Below are 20,985 nucleotides of genomic sequence, written 5' to 3'. Positions count from 1 at the left end.
CATGTTGACCGGGGTGGCCGTTACGGTCCTGGTGGCTTTCGCCGCCGCCCCGTCAGCGGCGCGGGATCGTTATGCGATCGTTCCGACGGACACCATCTATCCAGGCGAAGCGATTTCGTCCAACAAACTGGATCGGGTTCAGGTGACCAATCCCAATCTTGCCGGCGGCTTTGCCTCTGACATGGCGGATGTGGTCGGCATGCTCTCGACCAAGACATTGCTGCCCGGTCGCACTATTCCGTTGGCGACGCTGAAACGCCCCTATGCGGTCATCCGCGGATCGCAGCTGCGGCTGATCTTCAATATCGGCAACCTCACCATTTCTGCGTCGGGCAGCCCGATGGACGATGCCAATATCGGCGACGTCATCCGCGTCCGTAATCTCGATTCCGGCCAGATCGTCAGCGGAACGGTCCTGGCGGATGGCACTGTGCAGGTGATGGCAAAATGAGTATCCGGGTTCTGCTTTTCTCGATTTTTACTGGCTTCCTTCTCGCGGCTGCCGGTCCTGCCTTGGCACAGGGCTCCCGCATCAAGGATGTTGCCTCCCTGCAGGCAGGCCGTGATAACCAGTTGATCGGTTACGGTCTCGTCGTCGGTCTGCAAAGCACCGGCGACAGTCTTCGTTCCTCGCCTTTCACCGACCAGTCCATGCGCGCCATGCTCCAGAATCTGGGGATTTCCACCCAGGGCGGTCAGTCCTCGGCCAAGAATGTCGCCGCCGTCATGGTCACAGCCACCCTTCCGCCTTTCGGTAGTCCTGGCAGCCGTATCGACGCCACGGTCAGTTCGTTGGGAGATGCCACCTCGCTGCGCGGCGGTACGCTGATCATGACCTCGCTTTCGGGCGCCGATGGTCAGATCTACGCCGTTGCACAAGGGTCTGTGGTTGTTTCCGGCTTTACCGCCCAGGGTCAGGCCGCCACGGTGACCGAAGGCGTCACCACGTCTGGCCGTGTCCCGAACGGCGCGATCATCGAGCGCGAACTTCCGTCCAAATTCAAGGATTCGGTCAATCTCGTGCTGCAATTGCGCAATCCGGATTTTTCGACGTCGCTCGGCATGGCCCGGCGTATCAACAATTATGCCACCGCCACCTACGGCGCTCCGATTGCCGAGGCACGCGACAGTCAGGAAGTGGTGATCCAGAAACCGCGCACGGCGGATCTGGCGCAATTGATGGCCGATATTGAAAACCTTGTCGTGGAGACCGATACGCCAGCCAAGGTGGTGATCAATGAGCGGACAGGAACCATTGTCATCGGCGCCGACGTGCGTGTTTCCAAGGTCGCCGTCAGCTACGGCACGCTGACGGTGCAGGTCAACGAGACCCCTCAGGTCATTCAACCGCAGCCCTTTTCCAGCGGTACGACAGCGACGCAGCCGCAGACGGATATTTCCGCGCAGAAAACCGGTGACAAGGTTGCCATCGTCGATGGACCCGATCTGCGCACACTGGTGGCTGGCCTGAATAATATCGGCGTGAAGCCGGACGGTATCATCGCCATCCTGCAAGGCATCAAGTCGGCAGGGGCACTTCAAGCGGAGCTTGTCCTGCAATGAGATCAACAGCCTCCCTCGCAAACTATGCCGGTCTAAGATATTCTGGTCTTGGCGCTCTGGCCCTGGCCTGCGCTGTTCTTGCTGTTTCGGCCCTGCCGGGCAGCGCCCAGCAGGCGGCCCCGGCGCGTGCCGCCAATACCGGCTCCACCGGCACGACCAGCGCCGATGACATCCAGCGTTTTTGCACCAACATCGCCGATCCGGCCCGCGACCAGCGCTATCTGCTGCAAAAGCAGGATCTGGAAAAATTGCAATCGGATGTCAATGACCGCATTGCCGTGCTTGAAGCGCGAAAGCGCGAATATCAGGACTGGCTGGCGCGTCGAAACGACTTTCTGCAAAAGGCGGAAGCCGGTTTGACCGATGTCTACAAGAATATGAAGCCGGATGCCGCTGCCCCGCAGCTGGAAAAGGTCAATCCCCTTTTGGCCGCAGCGATCATCATGAAGCTTCCGGCCAAGCAATCCAGTTTGATTCTCAGCGAGATGGACCCCGAAAAAGCCGCGCTCGTCGCCGGCATCATGTCCAATGCCGCTGATCCCAATACCTCGAAGGAACCCACATGATAAAGCGTAGCGCTGTGGTTTTCATGGCCGTTATCCTCACCGGCTGTGGGAACAAGACCTTGGAAGAAGTCGGCAATGCCCCGGCCATGAGCCCGGTGGGCAGCGGCTTGCGTTACAATCAGGCTCCTCAGCTTGCCAGCTATCCAAAACAGACCAAGGCTGTCAGCAACGGCTATTCCCTCTGGAACGACAGCCAGGCAGCGCTTTTCAAGGATTCACGCGCCATCAATGTCGGCGACCTGTTGACGGTTAATATCTCGATTGCCGACAAGGCGAAATTCAAGAACGACACGTCGCGCAGCCGCAAGAACTCGACATCGTTGACATGGTCGACGGTGATCAACCTGTTCGGCATCACACCGCCAGATTCGTCCGGCGACATGAGCACAGATTCGAATTCGAGTTCCGATGGCAAGGGATCGGTGGATCGGTCTGAAACGCTGACCTTGATGGTGGCGGCTGTGGTGACCAGCATTCTTGAAAACGGCAATCTACTGATCAGCGGTTCCCAGGAAGTGCGCGTCAACCATGAAGTCCGCATTCTGAATGTCGCGGGTATCGTGCGTCCGCAGGATGTCGATGCCAAAAACACCATTTCCTATGAGAAGATTGCCGAGGCCCGCATTTCCTACGGCGGCAAGGGACGTCTGACCGAAGTTCAGCAACCGCCGGTCGGCCAGCAGGTCGTCGACATGTTCTCGCCGTTCTGACGACGCGACAAAGATGCTGTCTTTTACCAACGGCCTGTTTTTCTGGCCGTTGGTATGATGCGTTCCAGCTGATTGCGATCGGCTGGCGAAAATATGCCGATTTGTTTTTTGCATGACCCTTCAGATCCAGGGCGATCGAAGGGCGATGCTGCAGGATGGAGACCACCATGGCAGATGCACCGGCGCTGGAAGGCCCTTCGAAAAAGGCTTCCCCCATTCTGCTCATTGCTGCACTTGCGGGACTGACCGTTGTCGGTGCAGGTGCCGGCTGGCTGGTCGGCACCATGGTTGCGCCCAAGGTGAAGGTGGCCAAGGAAGAGCAGAAGGCCAGTGAGGAGCACGGGGGCAAAAAAAAGGAAGGCGAAAAAGAAGAGACCGGCCTGCCGAAATTACCGGCGGAGGCCAATGGCATCGTCCAGCTTGACCCCGTCACCACCAACCTTGCCTATCCCTCCGAAAGCTGGGTCCGGCTGGAGGTGGCTCTGGTCTTCAATGGTCCCGTCGATGCGAAACTGGCCGAGGATATCCATCAGGATCTGATGGCCTATATGCGCACAGTGTCCCTGCAACAGATCGAAGGCCCACGCGGTTTCGATTATTTGAAGGACGATCTGCGCGAGCGAGTTGACGTGCGGTCTGAAGGACGGGTATCGAAGCTTTTGTTTAGGACGTTTGTCATCGAATGATTCGAACCCTTATCTTGATCGCCGCGATGATAGCGGCCCCGGAACTGGCTCAGGCGCAGCAGCTGCCGTCAAATTTCCTGACGGCGCCGGTCGACGGCTCCGTCGCGGCCTGGATTATCCGCACCTTCGGTCTGCTGACGGTTCTTTCGGTTGCTCCTGGCATCCTGATCATGGTGACGAGCTTTCCGCGCTTTGTGATCGCTTTTTCTATTCTGCGCTCCGGCATGGGTCTATCCAGCACGCCGTCTAATATGATCCTGACCAGTCTTGCCCTGTTCATGACCTTTTATGTCATGACGCCGGTCATGGACCAGGCCTGGCGCGACGGTGTGCGTCCGCTTCTGGACAACCAGATTACCGAGGCCGAAGCTGTTCCCAGGATTGCCGAGCCTTTCCGGGGTTTCATGTCCAACAATACCCGCGAAAAAGACCTCCGGCTGTTCATCGATCTCGCCAATGAGCGCGGACAGACGGCGGTCGTTGAAGGCAAGGTCGATTATCGGGTATTGATCCCCGCTTTCATGCTGTCAGAGATCCGGCGCGGCTTTGAAATCGGCTTCCTGATCATCCTGCCCTTTCTCGTCATCGACATGATCGTCTCGACCATCACCATGGCCATGGGCATGATGATGTTGCCACCGACGTCGATTTCCCTGCCGTTCAAGATCCTGTTCTTCGTGCTTATCGATGGCTGGAACCTTCTGGTCGGCAGCTTGGTGCGCTCTTTTTCCTGAAGCCACAGCGCCCCTAGAAATAGAGGGTTTATAAACCATAGGACAGCGTGTTTGCGAATTGCGCCCCTTCGTGGGCGTTTTTGGCATTGTTAATGTTTCTTTTACCAATCCTGTTGAGCTAACCTTAAAGCGGTGCGTGGTTATGTGCGGATTAGAGGCGAGTTAAACAAACTCTAGTTAATTGACATGATGTCGATCGCTTCTGCCGGTATATAGTCCGGCATGTCCCTCTTTTGTATTGTGTAACCACAGGGACAGATCTGATGACAAGCATCATGACCAACAATTCGGCCATTTCGGCACTTTCCACTCTGCGCTCGATTAGCACGCAGATGGAGAACACGCAGAACGCCATTTCTTCCGGCTACAAGGTCAAGGACGCATCCGACAACGCAGCTTACTGGTCGATTGCCACGACGATGCGTTCGGATAACAAGGCGATGTCTGCCGTGCAGGACGCACTTGGCGTCGGCGCCGCCAAGACGGATACGGCCTATACCGGCATGGAAGCCGCTATCGACGTCGTCTCCGATATCAAGGCCAAGCTGGTTGCCGCCCGCGAACCAGGCGTGGACAAGGACAAGATCAACAAGGAACTGACCGAGCTGAAGAACCAGCTGGGCTCTGTTGCCAAGTCCGCGTCGTTCAATGGCGAGAACTGGCTGTATGACAATAGCGAATCCGCTGGAACGACCCAGGAAATGGTTGGCTCCTTCGTCCGTGGCAACGACGGCAATGTGTCGATCAAGACGATCTCCTTCAATACATCTGATTCGATCCTGATCAATGACTCGGTTGCTGAGGGTGGTTTGCTGACCAAGGCGACCGTCGCCACCTATGCCTATGGGACGACCACGTCCACAGCCACTTTTTTTCTGATCGACTCTGAAGGGACTGATGCTTCAGCTGGCACTGAGGTGACGTTGTCCTCAACGACCAGCGATGATGACATCGACGGAATGGTTGCCTCGGTGGACAAGATGCTGTCCAATATGACGGATGCTGCAGCCACCATCGGTGCGACGAAGAGCCGGATCGAATCGCAGTCCAGCTTTGCAAAAGATCTCAGCGATACGATTGATGTCGGTATCGGCAAGCTCGTTGATGCGGACATGAACGAGGAATCGACCAAGCTGAAGGCGTTGCAGACGCAGCAGCAGTTGGGCATCCAGGCGCTGTCGATCGCCAACTCCAGCACAGAGAACGTCTTGTCGCTTTTCCGCTAAGAGAAGATATAGTCGTTTCAATACAAGAGGCCGGACGGAATGTCCGGCCTTTTTAATTTTTCATTAATTTAACGATGTGTTAACTAAGTAGTTTCGGAGTAAATTTATTTGAATTAATAAATAAATCCGTTATTAGGGTATTTTTAACTATATATGTTTTAAAACAGGCTATCGAAATCGGCGGGTTAACCTGTTAATTGAATGTTAATCGCATGAGGCGAGCCGAATTTCACCGGGGATAGCCCGGAATGTCCCTTCCTATGTGTCATTCAAGGGGCAAGGCCTATGACGAGTATTATGACGAACAACGCTGCGATTTCAGCACTTTCTACGCTGCGGTCGATCAGTTCCGATATGGACACCACCCAGAGCCGGATCTCCTCCGGTTATAAGGTCGAGAGCGCGTCGGACAACGCGGCCTATTGGTCGATAGCCACGACAATGCGCTCGGATAACAAGGCGCTTGGTGCCGTTGAGGATGCCATCGGCCTTGGCGCCGCCAAGACGGATACGGCCTATACCGGCATGGAAGCCGCTATCGATGTCGTCTCCGATATCAAGGCCAAGCTGGTTGCCGCCCGCGAACCAGGCGTGGACAAGGACAAGATCAACAAGGAACTGACCGAGCTGAAGAACCAGCTGGGCTCTGTTGCCAAGTCCGCGTCGTTCAATGGCGAGAATTGGCTGTATGACAATAGCGAATCCGCTGGCTCGACCCAGGAAATGGTCGGCTCCTTCGTCCGTGGCAACGACGGCAATGTGTCGATCAAGACGATCTCCTTCAATACATCTGATTCGATCCTGATCAATGACTCGGTTGCTGAGGGTGGTTTGCTGACCAAGGCGACCGTCGCCACCTATGCCTATGGGACGACCACGTCCACAGCCACTTTTTTTCTGATCGACTCTGAAGGGACTGATGCTTCAGCTGGTACTGAGGTGACGTTGTCCTCAACGACCAGCGATGATGACATCGACGGAATGGTTGCCTCGGTGGACAAGATGCTGTCCAATATGACGGATGCTGCGGCCACCATCGGTGCGACGACTTCGCGCCTGAAGTTGCAGGACAGCTTCATCAAGGATCTGAGCGATACGATCGACACGGGTGTCGGCCGTCTTGTGGATGCGGACATGAACGAGGAATCGACCAAGCTGAAGGCGTTGCAGACGCAGCAGCAGCTGGGCATCCAGTCCCTGTCGATCGCCAATTCCAGCTCCGAGAATGTTATGTCGCTGTTCCGTTAAGGATCCAATTCCACAGCATGGGCACTTTTATAGCCGGGTGATGAGCCCGGCTATTTTGGTTTCCTGATCCGCAATGTGCCGCTGTACGATTTTGGATTGCACCTGTTTCTGATCAAACGGCCATACGACGCCCTGGGACATGGCCGTACTTTTGAATAGAATTCCGGTTGCTGGCTATCGTTAAACGAATCACCATTTCATAAAATTTTTTGAATAATTTTTTTTCGTGATTTAGCAAGAATTAACCTAATTCGTTTTAAATAGAAACATCAAAACGACGGATTAATCTCTTGTTTAAAAAAGATTAATGGCATGAAGCGGAGCCGTCGTTCGCCGGGAAGGAGCCCGGGATGTCCCTTCCGTTTCCAGTTCCATAAGGGGCAACGCCTATGACAAGTATTATGACGAACAATGCTGCGATTTCAGCACTTTCTACGCTGCGGTCGATCAGTTCCGATATGGACACCACCCAGAGCCGGATCTCCTCCGGTTATAAGGTCGAAAGCGCGTCGGACAACGCGGCCTATTGGTCGATAGCCACGACAATGCGCTCGGATAACAAGGCGCTTGGTGCCGTTGAGGATGCCATCGGCCTTGGCGCCGCCAAGACGGATACGGCCTATACCGGCATGGAAGCCGCTATCGATGTCGTCTCCGATATCAAGGCCAAGCTGGTTGCCGCCCGCGAACCAGGCGTGGACAAGGACAAGATCAACAAGGAACTGACCGAGCTGAAGAACCAGCTGGGCTCTGTTGCCAAGTCCGCGTCGTTCAATGGCGAGAACTGGCTGTATGACAATAGCGAATCCGCTGGAACGACCCAGGAAATGGTTGGCTCCTTCGTCCGTGGCAACGACGGCAATGTGTCGATCAAGACGATCTCCTTCAATACATCTGATTCGATCCTGATCAATGACTCGGTTGCTGAGGGTGGTTTGCTGACCAAGGCGACCGTCGCCACCTATGCCTATGGGACGACCACGTCCACAGCCACTTTTTTTCTGATCGACTCTGAAGGGACTGATGCTTCAGCTGGCACTGAGGTGACGTTGTCCTCAACGACCAGCGATGATGACATCGACGGAATGGTTGCCTCGGTGGACAAGATGCTGTCCAATATGACGGATGCTGCAGCCACCATCGGTGCGACGACTGCGCGCCTGAAGTTGCAGGACAGCTTCATCAAGGATCTAAGCGATACGATCGACACGGGTGTCGGCCGTCTGGTGGATGCGGACATGAACGAGGAATCGACCAAGCTGAAGGCGTTGCAGACGCAGCAGCAGCTGGGCATCCAGTCCCTGTCGATTGCCAATTCCAGCTCCGAAAACGTGCTGTCGCTGTTCCGTTAAGCCTAGGGGCGTCGAGAATCACCAAATGCATAGCCGGGCGAAAGCCCGGCTATTTTTTTAGGGCAGAAAGCACACTGGAAGGTTGGTCTATCAAATATGCCGGTTCCTGGAATTACAAAATTTCGTTCTTTGGGATGGCAGGTGGCGCGGTAATTCAAGTAATTGATAAGTAGAGAGAAAATTAATGCGCTGATCCGGAAAGATGGCTGTAACACCTCCGCACGCCCTGGTTTTATGGTTAATGTTTTTTTAAATTTAGGTTTCGTTAACCATGATGGTGTTTTCTGTGCTCACGAAAGCACTGGGCCAGACAAGCAGATAGAGATCTGGCGGGCATGAAGCCGACCAATGTTGCCGGTCTTAATCCGGTCTGTCCCTTTCCAAAGCAATCACCTCAAGGGGCACTTTTATGACGAGCTTGATGACAAATACGGCTGCAATTTCAGCACTTTCGACCCTACGGTCGATCTCCGACGACATGAACTCGACGCAGAACAGAATTTCGTCCGGCTACAAGGTTGAAAATGCATCCGATAACGCGGCCTATTGGTCGATAGCCACGACAATGCGCTCGGATAACAAGGCGCTTGGTGCTGTTGAGGACGCCATCGGCCTTGGTTCCGCCAAGACGGATACCGCCTATACCGGCATGGAATCGGCGATCAATGTCGTCTCCGACATCAAGGCCAAGCTGGTTGCCGCGCGCGAACCGGGCGTGGACAAGGACAAGATCAACAAGGAACTGACCGAGCTGAAGAACCAGCTGGGCTCTGTTGCCAAGTCCGCGTCGTTCAATGGCGAGAACTGGCTGTATGACAATAGCGAATCCGCTGGAACGACCCAGGAAATGGTTGGCTCCTTTATTCGTGGCGCTGACGGCAATGTGTCGATCAAGACGATCTCCTTCAATACATCTGATTCGATCCTGATCAATGACTCGGTTGCTGAGGGTGGTTTGCTGACCAAGGCGACCGTCGCCACCTATGCCTATGGGACGACCACGTCCACAGCCACTTTTTTTCTGATCGACTCTGAAGGGACTGATGCTTCAGCTGGCACTGAGGTGACGTTGTCCTCAACGACCAGCGATGATGACATCGACGGAATGGTTGCAGCAGTCGACAAGATGCTGTCCAATATGACGGATGCGGCCTCGAACATCGGTGCGATGACGTCGCGTCTGGAGTTGCAGGACAGCTTCATCAAGGATCTGAGCGATACGATCGACACGGGTGTCGGCCGTCTGGTGGATGCGGACATGAACGAGGAATCGACCAAGCTGAAGGCGTTGCAGACGCAGCAGCAGCTGGGCATCCAGTCCCTGTCGATCGCCAATTCCAACTCCGAAAACATTCTGTCGCTGTTCAAATAACATAAGGGTTCGAAGGCCCTTACGCCTTCCTTCTCAAAAGAAAAATTCAAAGCCGCAACAATGGCTTGGGGTTCTCACAAAGCCAGAGGCGACCGCCGTTGGAAGGCCAGGAATGGTTCTTGCCCGATGGGTTGGACCCACGATGTTTATCAAAGCCGCAGCACACGCTGCGGCTTTTTTCATGCGCGCTTTTCTTTGGTCTTGAAAAAATTAGGAATTCGTTTACGTTTATTAAAAGTTTGCTAACCTGGTTAACCATTTGTTAACTAATTCAAGGTTAATAATCTATGAACAACGTTGGGTTGGCTACCAGGGCAAGAGCGTAGCCGACGTGCATGAAGCAGACCAGCGTTGCCGGTGTCTTCCATAAATCCGGCATGTCCCTTCACCTTCATGGGGCACTCTATGACCAGCATTATGACCAATACCTCCGCTATGGCGGCTTTGCAGACCCTCCGTGGCATCGACCAGAACATGGAGACGACGCAGAACAGAATCTCGTCCGGCTATAAAGTCGACAGCGCCAAAGACAATGCCGCCTATTGGTCGATTGCGACCACGATGCGCTCCGATAACAAGGCGCTTTCCACGGTTCAGGATGCTCTGGGGCTTGCTGCTTCAAAAGCAGATACCGCTTATACTGGTCTGGATTCCAGTATCGACGTGCTCAGCTCCATCAAGTCCAAACTGGTGGCGGCGCGCGAACCGGGCGTGGACAAGGACAAGATCAACCAGGAAATCAACGAGCTGAAGAACCAGCTCGCCTCCATTGCCGAATCCGCTTCATTCTCCGGCGAAAACTGGTTGTATAACGAATCGACCAATCCGCCCACCACCAAGGAAATGGTTGCCTCCTTCAACCGCGCCAGCGACGGTACGGTGTCGGTCACGACATTGAAGTTCAACACGTCCGAATCGACCTTGATCGATACCCAGGATGCTGAAAACGGCATCCTGACACGGACCACGGTTGCGACCTGGGCCTACGGCACGACCACCACCACGGGCACCTATTACCTGCTGGACGCGGATTCCGTGACGGCTGCTACCGGCACCGAAATCACCCTGACCACCGACATGTCCAACGACGATCTCGATGGCATGATTTCAGCCGTCGACAAAATGCTTCAGGATCTGACCGATTCTGCTTCGACCTTGGGTGCGATCAGTAGCCGTATCGATTCCCAGGATACGTTCGTGAAAAACCTCAGCGATACGATCGACAAGGGCGTCGGGCGTCTGGTCGATGCGGATATGAACGAGGAATCCACCAAGATCAAGGCACTGCAAACGCAGCAGCAACTTGGCATCCAGGCGCTGTCGATTGCCAATACCAATGCCGAAAACATCCTGACGCTCTTCAAGTAGTCTTTCGACAACGGACCGGAGTTACAATTTTCGCTTTCTGCCGTGCCGCCGGTCATCGGCATCTGGTGGAATCGTTGGACCGCGCAACTGCCCTGGCGCGGTCCAACATATTTTCAGGGGATGCAGCCGATATAACTGCAAAATCCGCCGGGGCATTTTCGTCCTGAACCTGCTCAATTTCAGTAAATTATGCAGGGTGAATGCCAATCGGCACGCCTGACCGCCTTGAGAAAATCCTCGCGCAAGTTTGGCCGCCTAGCTTCGACATTATGAAACAGGTGTTTGTGTTCGCCGTCATGCGGGAGATCGGGCCGCCTGTGACATCCTGCATGTCCTGAAAGGGTCCTGGAAATGATCCCGGGTATATCAGGTGGATGATTTAAGCTTTGGGCCTTACCCGGCTGAAGGTATTGTGCGCCGATAACGCCATAGGTGCGGTATCGGCGATAAGGGTCGCAAGACCCGGGAGAAAATGACATGACGATGCCGCTCGCTCATTATTTGAAGGATTTCTCTGCACCGCCGCCAGCGCCGATGGCTGCGGAGGCCATGAGTTTCAACGATGATGCGCTGATGTTCCCGGATATGCCGGTGCTTGAGCTTCCTCAGCCCGATCCGGTGGATGTGGAAAAAGAGCGACAGAATGCCTATGCGGATGGCCATGACGCGGCGGTCAAGGCGGCGGATGAACGTCACGCCGAAGCGCTCAGCATTCTCGAAAAAGCCCATGCCGAAGCACTTCAGGAACTGACGGAAAAGCATCAGGCAGAGCTGGCGCGGGTGATTGCCGACGGGCTTCAGCAGATCGCCTCGGACCTGTCGCGCATTGTTGGCAGCCAGACGGTCGAGACATTGGCGCCCCTGCTATCGGATCTGCTTGTCGACAAGGCGCTGGAGGATATTTCCGGCCTGTTGAAGGCCGCTGTCCTGGAGGGAGCCGCAGGGCAGATCACCGTTACCGGACCTGCCGCGCTGTTCAAGCAGCTTGCCGACCTGATGGAAGGCCAAGACCTGTTGCTTAAACATGTCGAGGCCAATGATCTCGACCTGACGGTCGATGTCGGTGGCGCGGCATTGGTCACCCGGATTTCCGCCTGGACGGCCAGTCTGAAGAAAGTTCTGGCATGAGCGACGCTGAAAATCACCACCACGGCAAGAACGAGATCATCGTTATCAAACGGCATGGCGGCGGCGATCACGATGGCGCCCATGGCGGCGCCTGGAAGATTGCCTATGCCGACTTCATGACCGCGATGATGGCCTTCTTCCTGGTCATGTGGCTGGTCAATGCCGCCAATGAGAAAACGACCGCCTCGGTTGCCAGCTATTTCAATCCGATCAAGCTGGCGGATGAAAAGCCAACCGAGAAGGGCGTGAAAAAGCCGGTCGATCAGGCTGAGGGCGAAGAAAGCAAGGAACGCTCGAAAATCAAGGCCGAGGAGGAGACGCTCGGCAAGGCGGCGGCAACCGGCGAGGACATGACTTCGACCTCGGGCGACAAGCCCGTCTATTCGGAAGCGGACCTGTTCGAAAATCCCTATTCGGTCCTGGCCGAAATTGCCCAGGAAGTTGGCCAGCAGGCCAATGTCAGCGCCAAAGGTGAAGGCGGAGCAAGCGAATCCGGCCCGTCCACCGGCGCGTCGGGCGGCGAGGCTTACCGCGACCCGTTCGATCCGGATTTCTGGAGCCAACAGATGCAGACGGCGCAGGGCAAGCCTGGTAAAGCCAAGCCTGACGAACAGCAAACCGTGGCCGAGGCGGAGGCAAAGCCCGATCCGTTCGCGCAAAAACCGGTCGATCAGCAGGCTGCTGCCGCAGCGGCCGCCGCTGCACCGGATGGAGCGCAGGCCAATTCCCCGTCGAAGTCTCAACCTGAGGCAAAGCCGCAGGTCGAAATTGACGGTCAGCAGGTGGCAATTGCCGTTCCCAAGGCGCGGCCTGATCCCAAGCAGGTTGCCCGTGAAGAGCAGAATGCATCGGCCGATAGCGACCAGACACAGCAGGCGGACCAGCTTAAGCAGCAGATCGCCTCCGAAATCGGTGGTGTGGCGGGTAAATTGGCCGAAGGGTTGATTGTGCAGCCAGCTGAAGGCGGATTGCTGATAACACTGACCGACCAATCCCAGGCCCCAATGTTCGATGTCGGGTCTGCCGTGCCTCGCAAGGAAATGGTGTTGGCGATGGAAAAGATCGGCAAGTTGCTGGCGGAGCGCCAGGGTGCCGTGGTCATCAGGGGTCATACCGACGCTCGCCAATACAAAGGCCCTGATAACGACAATTGGGGCCTCTCGATGTCACGCGCCCATTCGGCCTATTACATGCTGGTGCGCGGCGGACTTGCACAAAACCGTATTACCCAGGTGTCCGGCTTTGCCGATCGCCGGCTGTTGAAGCCGGAGGACCCGTTGGCCGCTGCAAACCGGCGGATCGAGATCCTTGTTCAGGGGGACCAGAAGTAAGGTGATGACCGCGCGCAGATCCCTGGGTGCCAGATATGGATTTTCCAGCTTCGCCGTCTATGGCGTGCTGCTGACCCTGGCTGTCGGCGGCCCTGTTGCCTGTGCGGATCAGGCATATGCGGCAGGACCAAATACTCCTGCAGGCAATGGACCGAACACGGCTCCTGCTGCTGGCACAACCGGACCTGCCACCAGCCTTCCCGCAGGCGGAGACAGTGATAACCTGCCGCCTTATCTGATGTTGCGCTCTCTGCAATTTGTGCAGGATTCGGTTGTCCGCGGTGACCATTCGGCTGCGGATATGCAGCGTTTTCTTCTGACCCGGATCGACAAGCGGCTGCGGACGGCTGTGCCTTCAGATTTCGAAGACCCCCGCAATGTCGATGCGGCGCTGATCTATACGATGAGCGGCGGCAATCCGGCGACGCTGGACTATCTCGTTGCCCGCGACGTTGATGGTCATTTCGACAACCGCGTCAGCGATATGTTGAGAAAATACCTGAATGGTAAAGGCGTGCTGGTGGCAAGCTCGCTTGGCGAGATGGTGCCGCTCTACCAGAACGGTCGGGTCGGGCCTTATATCGCGTTGGTGGCCGGGAATGTCACGCTGGTGAAAGATCCGGCTGCGGCCCTTAAATTCTTCGATATCGCCCGCCTTGTTGCGCCCGGCACCATTGTCGAGGAAGCGGCCTTGCGGCGGTCCTTCCAGATTGCCATGGATACCGGCCAGAATGCGCGCGCCATGGCGTATGCCAATCGCTATGCCCGCCGCTTTCTCTATTCGCCCTATGCCAGCCAATTTGCCGATCTTCTGGTGCAATTGGTGGTCGATCATTTCTCGGAGCTGGATAAAAACGATATTCTGGCGACATTGGCGACCATGGATCCGGATCGTCAGCGCGAAGTCTATCTGCGCATCGCGCGCCGCGCGACGATCAATGGCAATCAGGCTTTGGCCAGTCTTGCCTCCAGCCAGGCGCAAAGCCTGGCGGGCCTGCCAGATAAAAATGATCCGCAGGCGCTGCTTTATGGCGGCGCGGCGTTGATTTCGACCACCGACGTCAAAAACGCGCTCAGCACGATCTCACAATTGCCAAAAGATCAGCTGTCGGCCTCCGACAACGCCTTGCTGGAAGCAGCCCGGGCCGTCGCGCAGGAGGTCATCACCTTGCCCACCGCGCCGCAAAGCCCATCGGCCTCGCCAAGCACGCCGCCGCCATCCGGGGACGATACTGCCCCAGATGCACCGGCAAATGTGTCCGATCAGCAGGACCCGGGCGCGCCGGCCAATGCCAAGGCGAATGCAGCCCCCGATCCTGGGGTTGGTACGGCGCCGGTCAATCAGGCCTCGGCAGATGCAAAGCAGAAGCCCGATCCGGAATTCCAGACATTCATGAGCGGTGGCCGATCTAAACTTGAAGAAATAGATAAAATGTTGAAGGGGGAGGGCGTAACGAAATGATCGATGCCACTATCACAGCAGGTTCTGCCGCTTCGCCAGCCTATAGCAGCAGCCGTTCCGATCAAGGCAAGGGCGCGGGCAAGGGTTTTCTGGACGCTCTGGCCGATACGGCTGACCGTAGCCAAGCGCAGGAGCAAAAAGCAGACGATGACGATGCTCCTGTGGATCAGAACCAGACGAAGAGCCATTCAACTGCGGTTTCATCGTCATCGACCAAATCGACCACGTCCACAGTGACATCTACTACATCACATCAGGAGCATTCGGCCGAGGCGGAGCAGGGTAATGCCGCTGATGATGAAGCCACTGTCGCCAGCGATGATGGTAAGGCACCGTCGCAAACCGCCGGCAATGCGGTGATAGGGGCTGGCGATTCCAAGGCTGCCGCACTGATTGCCAAGGCTTTGGCGAACCAGACCAAGACCCAAGCCCAAGCCCAGACCCAAACGCAGGGCCAGACACAAGGGCAAACAGAGACCGCATCTTCCTCCGGGGAGAAGACGGATGAGAGCCGGATGCTTGCAAAGCTTGTTGCTGCCCTGACCCAGCAGGATGACGTCACGACTGAGGCTGCTACTGCTGGCGCAAATGCGGAAGAGGCGCTCGCTGCCGAGACTGAAGGTGCTGAAGGTGATACCGGCAAGATCGCCGTCAAAGGCCGGCAGGAAAATGGCACACCTTTGCTCGCGGCCCTGGCAGCACTCAAGTCGGCAACGACCGATGAGGAGGTTGCTACGGCGGCGGCTCAGTCAGATATGCCGGGGGTTACGAAAACCCAGACCAAGGACAGCTCCAAGACGGCAAAGCCTGCCGCCGACGATACCAAAGACACGGCTGCAGAGCCAAAGGCAGCGACGGGCGCCCAGGATGCCTTGACATTGTTGGGCGATTTGAGCGCCGGACAATTGCAGCAAGCTGCCCGTCAGGCAGACAGCCAGTTAGCCGCCGAGTCGGCCACCAGTAACGGCGATACGGCATTGACCGCCGTCGCCGGCCAGGTTGCGTCGCAGGACGGCAAGATGGGTAAGATCGGCCAGGGGACTCCAGAGGTTGATTTTGCCAAGCAGGCGAAGTCTCTCCAGTCGGGGCAGCAGGATGCCGTTTCACCGGCGACCAAGGAAACGGTCAAGGATAGCAGTGCTGCCGATGCCCTCCATCTGGTCACCAGCAGTGATGCCTCGGCGTCGCCTGCCGATGACACCGCGAGCCAGCCAGCAACGACCGGTATCGATCCGTTGCAGAATGTCAGCGTGCTTGACAGCCGACGCATTATCGCCCCGGTCAATACCAGCAATGGCGCCAATATTGCCGCATCCATGGCCGGTGACAGTTCCTGGGCGCAGGCCATGCACAGTCATGCTTCCGATAAGCTCAGTGCCAGCGAACAGATCAGCACCGATCGAACGATGAACACGCTCAAACTGAAGATGACGCCGGAAAATCTGGGAAGCGTCACGGCGACATTGAAGCTGACGAATGGCGAATTGACGGTCAGCCTGGTGGTTGAAAACAGCGCGGCTTATCGAAAGCTGAACGAAGACCAGAACGGTCTTGTCGCAGCGCTGAAGAGCCATGGCTTCTCGGTTGACAACGTCCAGATCAGCATAGCCAGCACTGAAAAGCCCAGCAATGACGCCAACCAGACCAATTCCCAGAGCCAGAGCAGCAATCAGCAGAGCATGCAGCAGGGCGGCGGCAGTTCCAGCCAGGGCGGTAACCGCTCACAAGCGCAGCCGATTTTTGATGTGTATGGACAGACATCCGGAGGTCCAGTCGATGATGCGGCACGTTCTGGTACGGTGGGCACCGGCGGCAATGCTTCTGGCGGCAGCGGTCAGCTTTACCTGTAACGAGAGCCATGCTTCGGCTTCAGCAGGATTATGCGAGCGCGAAATTAGCAATGCTGCGGCCAAATATGGGATCCCCGAGGGGATCCTCTATTCGGTTGGCCTTACGGAAACCGGACGCAAAGGGTCACTTCAGCCTTACGCTCTCAATGTCGAGGGCAAGGCCCTGTTCCCCGATTCCATGACAGATGCCATGCAAACCTTCGCGCTGGCCAAGCAGCAGGGCGCGAAATTGATCGATATTGGTTGCATGCAGATCAACCATTATTTCCATCACGAGAATTTCCACTCGCTCGAAGAGATGTTCGACCCGAAACGGAACGTCGAATATGCCGCAAAATTCCTGGTTGCGTTGCATGGAAGACACGAAACCTGGACAATGGCAGTTGCGCGTTATCATGCAGGCCCAAACAACGATCCAGCCCAAAAGCGCTATGTTTGTCGGGTTATCGCCAATCTCGTTGCAACCGGATACGGCAACTGGACCGCGAATGCGCGGCAATTTTGTCAGCAATAACAACCTGACACGCCGGAAATGATGGCTTCTCTGTCAGAGATCACAATGCCATTCTGTCAGCAAAAACAATCTTTGGTTGATTGCCTGCCCTGATCTTGCCCACATTAGCATCGAATAATTTTTTCATGTGCTCGCGGCTTTGCAAGCGTTTTGTTAACCTTTTTCACAGAAAAATAGTATGTGGTTAACGGCGATGACACAAGATGTAGGTCAAATCACCCCTAAAATCTTAATCAACTATTAATAACTATCATTAACTTTCTACAGTTGTCGTTTTACCCCCCGATTCGTACCCATTGTCGTGTTGAAGCACCACACTGATTCGGAGGCGGACGAATGATCGTAGTGGTTGATGAGCGCGAGCTCGTTAAGAATGGATACACGTCTTTATTTGGACGTGAAGGAATACCTTCGACCGGGTTTGACCCGATCGAATTTGGTGAATGGGTTGCCTCGGCAGCCGATAGCGATGTTGCAGCCGTGGAAGCGTTTCTGCTTGGTCAGGGAGATCGCACAGGCGATCTGCCACGGGCCATCCGGGATCGTACGACGGCTCCGGTGATTGCGGTCAGTGACCAGCCATCGTTGGAAGCAACACTTGCCCTGTTTGACAGTGGCGTGGATGACGTGGTGCGCAAGCCGGTCCACCCGCGGGAAATCCTGGCGAGAGCTGCGGCAATTCGGCGGCGCCTGAAGGCTGTGGCCAACTATACCGAAATCGGCGCGATCCGCGTTTATTCGGATGGCCGCGATCCCGAGATCGGCGGAGAGATTTTCCCCTTGCCGCGCCGCGAGCGCCGCATTCTGGAATATCTAGTCGCCAATCGCGGCCGGCGCGTGTCCAAGTCTCAGATCTTCAATGCGATCTATGGCATCTTCGACGAAGAAGTCGAAGAGAACGTGGTCGAAAGCCATATCAGCAAGCTGCGCAAGAAACTGCGCAAGAAGCTTGGTGTCGACCCTGTCGATTCCAAGCGGTTCCTCGGATATTGCATTGATTGGAAATAACAATCTGGCGGCCTCGCCGCCAGATTTTCAGGGCCTTGCAGCCAAATGTGCTCTTAAGCGTTTTTTCAAACAGCTTCACGCAAGGCCCACTTCATAATCTTCTCACACGACGATCGAATGGGGACGTGGTATGAGCCTTTCAGGCAGCATGAATACAGCCGTATCCGGTTTGCAGGCCCAGGCCAGCAAGCTGAGCACGGTCGGCGACAACGTCGCAAACTCGGATACGACAGGCTACAAGCGGGTATCAACCGCATTTTCCAGCCTGGTGGTCGGCTCCTCCGGCAGTGGAACCTATAATTCCGGTGGCGTGCAAACGACCACGGTCAACAGCATTTCCGAGGAAGGCTCTTATCAGTCGAGCACGTCGGAAACCGATCTGGCGATCAAGGGCGATGGTTATTTCGTGGTTCAGGATGCAGCGGGCAGCGTCTTCCTGACACGGGCAGGTGATTTCCAGGCCGATGACAGTGGGTATCTGGTCAATTCGGCCGGCTACACCCTGCTGGGCTATTCCTACGAAAATGGCGAGCCGGCCTCCGTTATCAACGGTTTCGAAGGTCTCGAACCCGTCAAGATCCAGGACAGCAGCATTTCGGCCAATGCCACGACCAATGCAGTGATCGACGGTAACCTGAAGTCCGGTTCTGATACCGTGACCAGCGATCTGCCGTCCAGCAACAGCGCCAGCGCCACATGGACCTTCAAGAGTTCCATGGTGGCCTATGACAGCCTTGGCAATGCCAACCAGTATGACATCTACTATACCAAGACCGCCGACAACGAATGGCAGGCGGATATCTTCCGCACCAGCGAGGCAACTGACGAGACTAATTTCCCTTATACCAATGGTGTTCTCGGCAGCACGACCCTGACCTTCGATTCCGATGGCGCGGTCTCCAGTGGCGGGACATTTACCTTTACCGACAGCACGACCAGTTCGCCTCAGACGATCGAGGTGGATATGTCGGATATGACTCAGCTGGCTGCGGCAAACTCCTCGACTGGCGACGTCGATGGTAATGGCGCCAGCGCGGCATCCTCCGTCACGGTCAACAGCAGCGGCAATATCGTTGCGACCTATCAGGATGGCTCGAGCGCCAATCTTTACAAGGTGGCGCTGGCCACGGTTGCCAGCCCCGACAATATGAAATCGGTCAACGGTACGGCCTATCAGGTCACGGCCGATGCTGGCACGGTCGTGGTTGGCTTTGCCAATACAGGCAGCTTCGGCAGCATCAATTCCAAGACGCTTGAAAGTTCCAATGTCGATCTCGCGACGGAACTGACCAACATGATCCAGTCCCAACGCAGCTATAGCGCCAATTCCAAGGTGTTCCAGACGGCGGCGGATATGCTGGATACGCTGATCAGTCTGAAGCGGTAATCCTATTCTTTTAAAGGCAGTGTCATGTCTCTTTCGTCAACGATGAATACGGCAACAACTTCTCTCGGCAATACCGGCGTCCAGTCGCAGGTTCTGTCGAAGAATATTGCCAACTCCCAGACGGAAGGTTACGTCAAGCGTGACGCTGCCACTATTTCGACCAGCACCGGAGGAGCGCAGGTCGTTACGACCCGCTCCGAAGATGCCGTCTTGCAAAAGCAGATGCTTTCAGGGCAGTCCCAGGCGGAAGGGCAGGATACGCTCAATACCGGTCTGGACCGATTGAAGGCACTTCTCGGCGGTAACGACTACGAATCGTCACCGTCGACCTATATCAATAAGCTGCGGGATGCGATGCAATCCTATGCCGCGCAGCCCAGTGAATTGTCCCTGGCGGAAACGGCGGTCAGCGCAGCCCAGGATGTCGCCACCTCGATTAACAATACGGCCGAGGGCATCAGTAACGTCCGGGCCCAGGCCGACGACGCCATCAAGGACGATGTCAACAAGCTCAACGATCTTCTGTCGCAGTTTGAGACCGTCAATCAGTCTGTGGTCAAGGCGACGGCGACAGGGAACGATCCCAACGACGCCCTCGACCAGCGCGACAAACTCGTCTCAGATATTTCGAAGATTGTCGGTGTATCGTCGGTCAAGCGCGATAACAACGACATGGCGCTGTACACCAATGATGGCACCGTGTTGTTCGACAAGCAGCCGAGGACGGTGACATTCGACTCGACCGGCGCTTACGGTGCTTCGACCGAGGGCAACTCTGTCTATATCGATGGGGTTCCCGTCAAGGCCGGTACGGGTGGAAACACCACGGCGGAAGGGTCGATCGCCGCCAATCTGCAGATCCGCGATTCGATTGCGCCGCAGATGCAGCAGCAGTTGGATGAGACCTCACGGTCGCTGATCAAGATGTTTTCGGAAACGGAGCCATCGACTAAAGACAATGACATGCCGGGCCTCTTCACATGGGAGGATGGCACGACGCCGGAAGATGGAACGCTTGTTTCCGGTATTTCGGAATCATTCAAGGTCAACAGTGCTTACGTAACCGCGGATGATGGCGATCCAACCCTGTTGCGGGACGGCGGCGCCAATGGCTCGAATTATACCTGGAATACGACGGAAGGTGTCAGCTATTCGGAATTGCTCGACGATTTGGTCACGGGTTTCGAAGATGACATGGACTTCGATTCATCGGCAGGCCTCGGGGATAGCTCCAATGTCCTTGACTATGCCTCGAACTCCGTCGGCTGGCTCGAAAGCTATCGCTCGACGGCAGATTCAGCCAATGAAACCAAATCCGCCTTGTCGCAGCGGGCCACGGAAGCCTATCAGAACAAGACCGGCGTCAATCTCGATGAAGAACTGTCGAAGATGCTCGATATCGAGCAGTCCTACAAGGCTTCGACCAAGCTGATGAACGCTGTCGATGAGATGCTGAAATCCCTCCTGGAGATCGCATAAG

At 55.9% G+C, this 20,985-nt stretch carries 19 protein-coding genes; all 19 read left to right on the top strand.

What is annotated here, in order from left to right; translation table 11 throughout:
• The first annotated feature begins 1 nt into the window (after position 1).
• Positions 2–451, top strand: a complete 450-nt coding sequence (gene flgA, locus V6582_RS07625; protein WP_349508940.1) for a flagellar basal body P-ring formation chaperone FlgA — start codon at positions 2–4, stop codon at positions 449–451.
• Positions 448–1,563: a flagellar basal body P-ring protein FlgI gene (locus V6582_RS07620; RefSeq protein ID WP_015914949.1), complete on the top strand. Its 1,116-nt coding sequence runs from the start codon at positions 448–450 to the stop codon at positions 1,561–1,563. The genes flgA and V6582_RS07620 overlap by 4 nt, the downstream gene beginning before the upstream one ends.
• On the top strand, positions 1,560–2,129 hold the full coding sequence (locus V6582_RS07615; RefSeq protein ID WP_156631939.1) for a MotE family protein: 570 nt from the start codon (positions 1,560–1,562) through the stop codon (positions 2,127–2,129). The genes V6582_RS07620 and V6582_RS07615 overlap by 4 nt, the downstream gene beginning before the upstream one ends.
• Positions 2,126–2,839 (top strand): flagellar basal body L-ring protein FlgH, encoded by a 714-nt coding sequence (flgH, locus tag V6582_RS07610; RefSeq protein ID WP_156631938.1) that lies wholly within the window; start codon positions 2,126–2,128, stop codon positions 2,837–2,839. The genes V6582_RS07615 and flgH overlap by 4 nt, the downstream gene beginning before the upstream one ends.
• Before the next feature lie 167 nt (positions 2,840–3,006).
• Positions 3,007–3,525 (top strand): flagellar basal body-associated FliL family protein, encoded by a 519-nt coding sequence (locus V6582_RS07605; protein ID WP_156631937.1) that lies wholly within the window; start codon positions 3,007–3,009, stop codon positions 3,523–3,525.
• Complete coding sequence (gene fliP, locus V6582_RS07600; protein WP_060716404.1) at positions 3,522–4,259, top strand: flagellar type III secretion system pore protein FliP; 738 nt, start codon at positions 3,522–3,524, stop codon at positions 4,257–4,259. The genes V6582_RS07605 and fliP overlap by 4 nt, the downstream gene beginning before the upstream one ends.
• A 263-nt stretch (positions 4,260–4,522) precedes the next feature.
• Positions 4,523–5,485 (top strand): flagellin, encoded by a 963-nt coding sequence (locus tag V6582_RS07595; RefSeq protein WP_156631936.1) that lies wholly within the window; start codon positions 4,523–4,525, stop codon positions 5,483–5,485.
• 285 nt (positions 5,486–5,770) lie between these two features.
• Positions 5,771–6,733, top strand: a complete 963-nt coding sequence (locus V6582_RS07590) for a flagellin (protein WP_156631935.1) — start codon at positions 5,771–5,773, stop codon at positions 6,731–6,733.
• A gap of 389 nt (positions 6,734–7,122) precedes the next feature.
• Positions 7,123–8,085 carry a flagellin gene (locus tag V6582_RS07585; RefSeq protein WP_156631934.1) on the top strand — a complete coding sequence of 321 codons (963 nt, stop codon included), beginning with the start codon at positions 7,123–7,125 and terminating at the stop codon, positions 8,083–8,085.
• 409 nt (positions 8,086–8,494) lie between these two features.
• Positions 8,495–9,457, top strand: a complete 963-nt coding sequence (locus V6582_RS07580; RefSeq protein ID WP_156631933.1) for a flagellin — start codon at positions 8,495–8,497, stop codon at positions 9,455–9,457.
• A gap of 405 nt (positions 9,458–9,862) precedes the next feature.
• A complete protein-coding gene (locus V6582_RS07575) occupies positions 9,863–10,825 on the top strand; it encodes a flagellin (RefSeq protein WP_156631932.1) in 963 nt (320 codons plus the stop codon).
• Positions 10,826–11,302: 477 nt separating this feature from the next.
• Entirely contained in the window at positions 11,303–11,953 is a 651-nt protein-coding gene (locus tag V6582_RS07570) for a GTPase (protein WP_156631931.1), read from the top strand.
• Positions 11,950–13,284 (top strand): MotB family protein, encoded by a 1,335-nt coding sequence (locus tag V6582_RS07565; RefSeq protein ID WP_156631930.1) that lies wholly within the window; start codon positions 11,950–11,952, stop codon positions 13,282–13,284. Before V6582_RS07570 ends, V6582_RS07565 begins: the two co-directional genes overlap by 4 nt.
• A gap of 4 nt (positions 13,285–13,288) precedes the next feature.
• A complete protein-coding gene (gene motC, locus V6582_RS07560; protein WP_156631929.1) occupies positions 13,289–14,746 on the top strand; it encodes a chemotaxis protein MotC in 1,458 nt (485 codons plus the stop codon).
• Complete coding sequence (locus V6582_RS07555) at positions 14,743–16,596, top strand: flagellar hook-length control protein FliK (protein WP_156631928.1); 1,854 nt, start codon at positions 14,743–14,745, stop codon at positions 16,594–16,596. Before motC ends, V6582_RS07555 begins: the two co-directional genes overlap by 4 nt.
• Positions 16,562–17,110 (top strand): transglycosylase SLT domain-containing protein, encoded by a 549-nt coding sequence (locus V6582_RS07550; RefSeq protein ID WP_156632003.1) that lies wholly within the window; start codon positions 16,562–16,564, stop codon positions 17,108–17,110. Before V6582_RS07555 ends, V6582_RS07550 begins: the two co-directional genes overlap by 35 nt.
• 336 nt (positions 17,111–17,446) lie before the next feature.
• On the top strand, positions 17,447–18,118 hold the full coding sequence (gene rem / locus V6582_RS07545) for a transcriptional activator Rem (RefSeq protein ID WP_015914964.1): 672 nt from the start codon (positions 17,447–17,449) through the stop codon (positions 18,116–18,118).
• A 130-nt stretch (positions 18,119–18,248) separates the two neighbouring features.
• Entirely contained in the window at positions 18,249–19,505 is a 1,257-nt protein-coding gene (locus V6582_RS07540; RefSeq protein WP_156631927.1) for a flagellar hook protein FlgE, read from the top strand.
• Positions 19,506–19,529: 24 nt separating this feature from the next.
• The gene (flgK, locus tag V6582_RS07535) at positions 19,530–20,984 is read left to right on the top strand and encodes a flagellar hook-associated protein FlgK (RefSeq protein WP_156631926.1); all 1,455 of its coding nucleotides are present in this window, start codon (positions 19,530–19,532) and stop codon (positions 20,982–20,984) included.
• Position 20,985 lies beyond the last annotated feature (1 nt).

It is taken from the genome of Agrobacterium vitis (genome assembly GCF_037039395.1).
Lineage (GTDB): Bacteria > Pseudomonadota > Alphaproteobacteria > Rhizobiales > Rhizobiaceae > Allorhizobium > Allorhizobium vitis_E.
Note: the sequence above shows the minus strand (reverse complement) of the source record. Positions and strands in the feature narration are given on the sequence as shown.

Coding starts and splice junctions, on each gene's coding strand:
- flgH (WP_156631938.1), top strand. CDS start 2,126: ATGATAAAGCGTAGCGCTGTGGTTTTCATGGCCGTTATCCTCACCGGC.
- V6582_RS07575 (WP_156631932.1), top strand. CDS start 9,863: ATGACCAGCATTATGACCAATACCTCCGCTATGGCGGCTTTGCAGACC.
- V6582_RS07565 (WP_156631930.1), top strand. CDS start 11,950: ATGAGCGACGCTGAAAATCACCACCACGGCAAGAACGAGATCATCGTT.
- V6582_RS07615 (WP_156631939.1), top strand. CDS start 1,560: ATGAGATCAACAGCCTCCCTCGCAAACTATGCCGGTCTAAGATATTCT.
- V6582_RS07585 (WP_156631934.1), top strand. CDS start 7,123: ATGACAAGTATTATGACGAACAATGCTGCGATTTCAGCACTTTCTACG.
- V6582_RS07580 (WP_156631933.1), top strand. CDS start 8,495: ATGACGAGCTTGATGACAAATACGGCTGCAATTTCAGCACTTTCGACC.
- flgA (WP_349508940.1), top strand. CDS start 2: ATGTTGACCGGGGTGGCCGTTACGGTCCTGGTGGCTTTCGCCGCCGCC.
- V6582_RS07540 (WP_156631927.1), top strand. CDS start 18,249: ATGAGCCTTTCAGGCAGCATGAATACAGCCGTATCCGGTTTGCAGGCC.
- V6582_RS07555 (WP_156631928.1), top strand. CDS start 14,743: ATGATCGATGCCACTATCACAGCAGGTTCTGCCGCTTCGCCAGCCTAT.
- flgK (WP_156631926.1), top strand. CDS start 19,530: ATGTCTCTTTCGTCAACGATGAATACGGCAACAACTTCTCTCGGCAAT.
- V6582_RS07570 (WP_156631931.1), top strand. CDS start 11,303: ATGACGATGCCGCTCGCTCATTATTTGAAGGATTTCTCTGCACCGCCG.
- V6582_RS07620 (WP_015914949.1), top strand. CDS start 448: ATGAGTATCCGGGTTCTGCTTTTCTCGATTTTTACTGGCTTCCTTCTC.
- V6582_RS07590 (WP_156631935.1), top strand. CDS start 5,771: ATGACGAGTATTATGACGAACAACGCTGCGATTTCAGCACTTTCTACG.
- V6582_RS07595 (WP_156631936.1), top strand. CDS start 4,523: ATGACAAGCATCATGACCAACAATTCGGCCATTTCGGCACTTTCCACT.
- V6582_RS07605 (WP_156631937.1), top strand. CDS start 3,007: ATGGCAGATGCACCGGCGCTGGAAGGCCCTTCGAAAAAGGCTTCCCCC.
- motC (WP_156631929.1), top strand. CDS start 13,289: ATGACCGCGCGCAGATCCCTGGGTGCCAGATATGGATTTTCCAGCTTC.
- fliP (WP_060716404.1), top strand. CDS start 3,522: ATGATTCGAACCCTTATCTTGATCGCCGCGATGATAGCGGCCCCGGAA.
- V6582_RS07550 (WP_156632003.1), top strand. CDS start 16,562: ATGCTTCTGGCGGCAGCGGTCAGCTTTACCTGTAACGAGAGCCATGCT.
- rem (WP_015914964.1), top strand. CDS start 17,447: ATGATCGTAGTGGTTGATGAGCGCGAGCTCGTTAAGAATGGATACACG.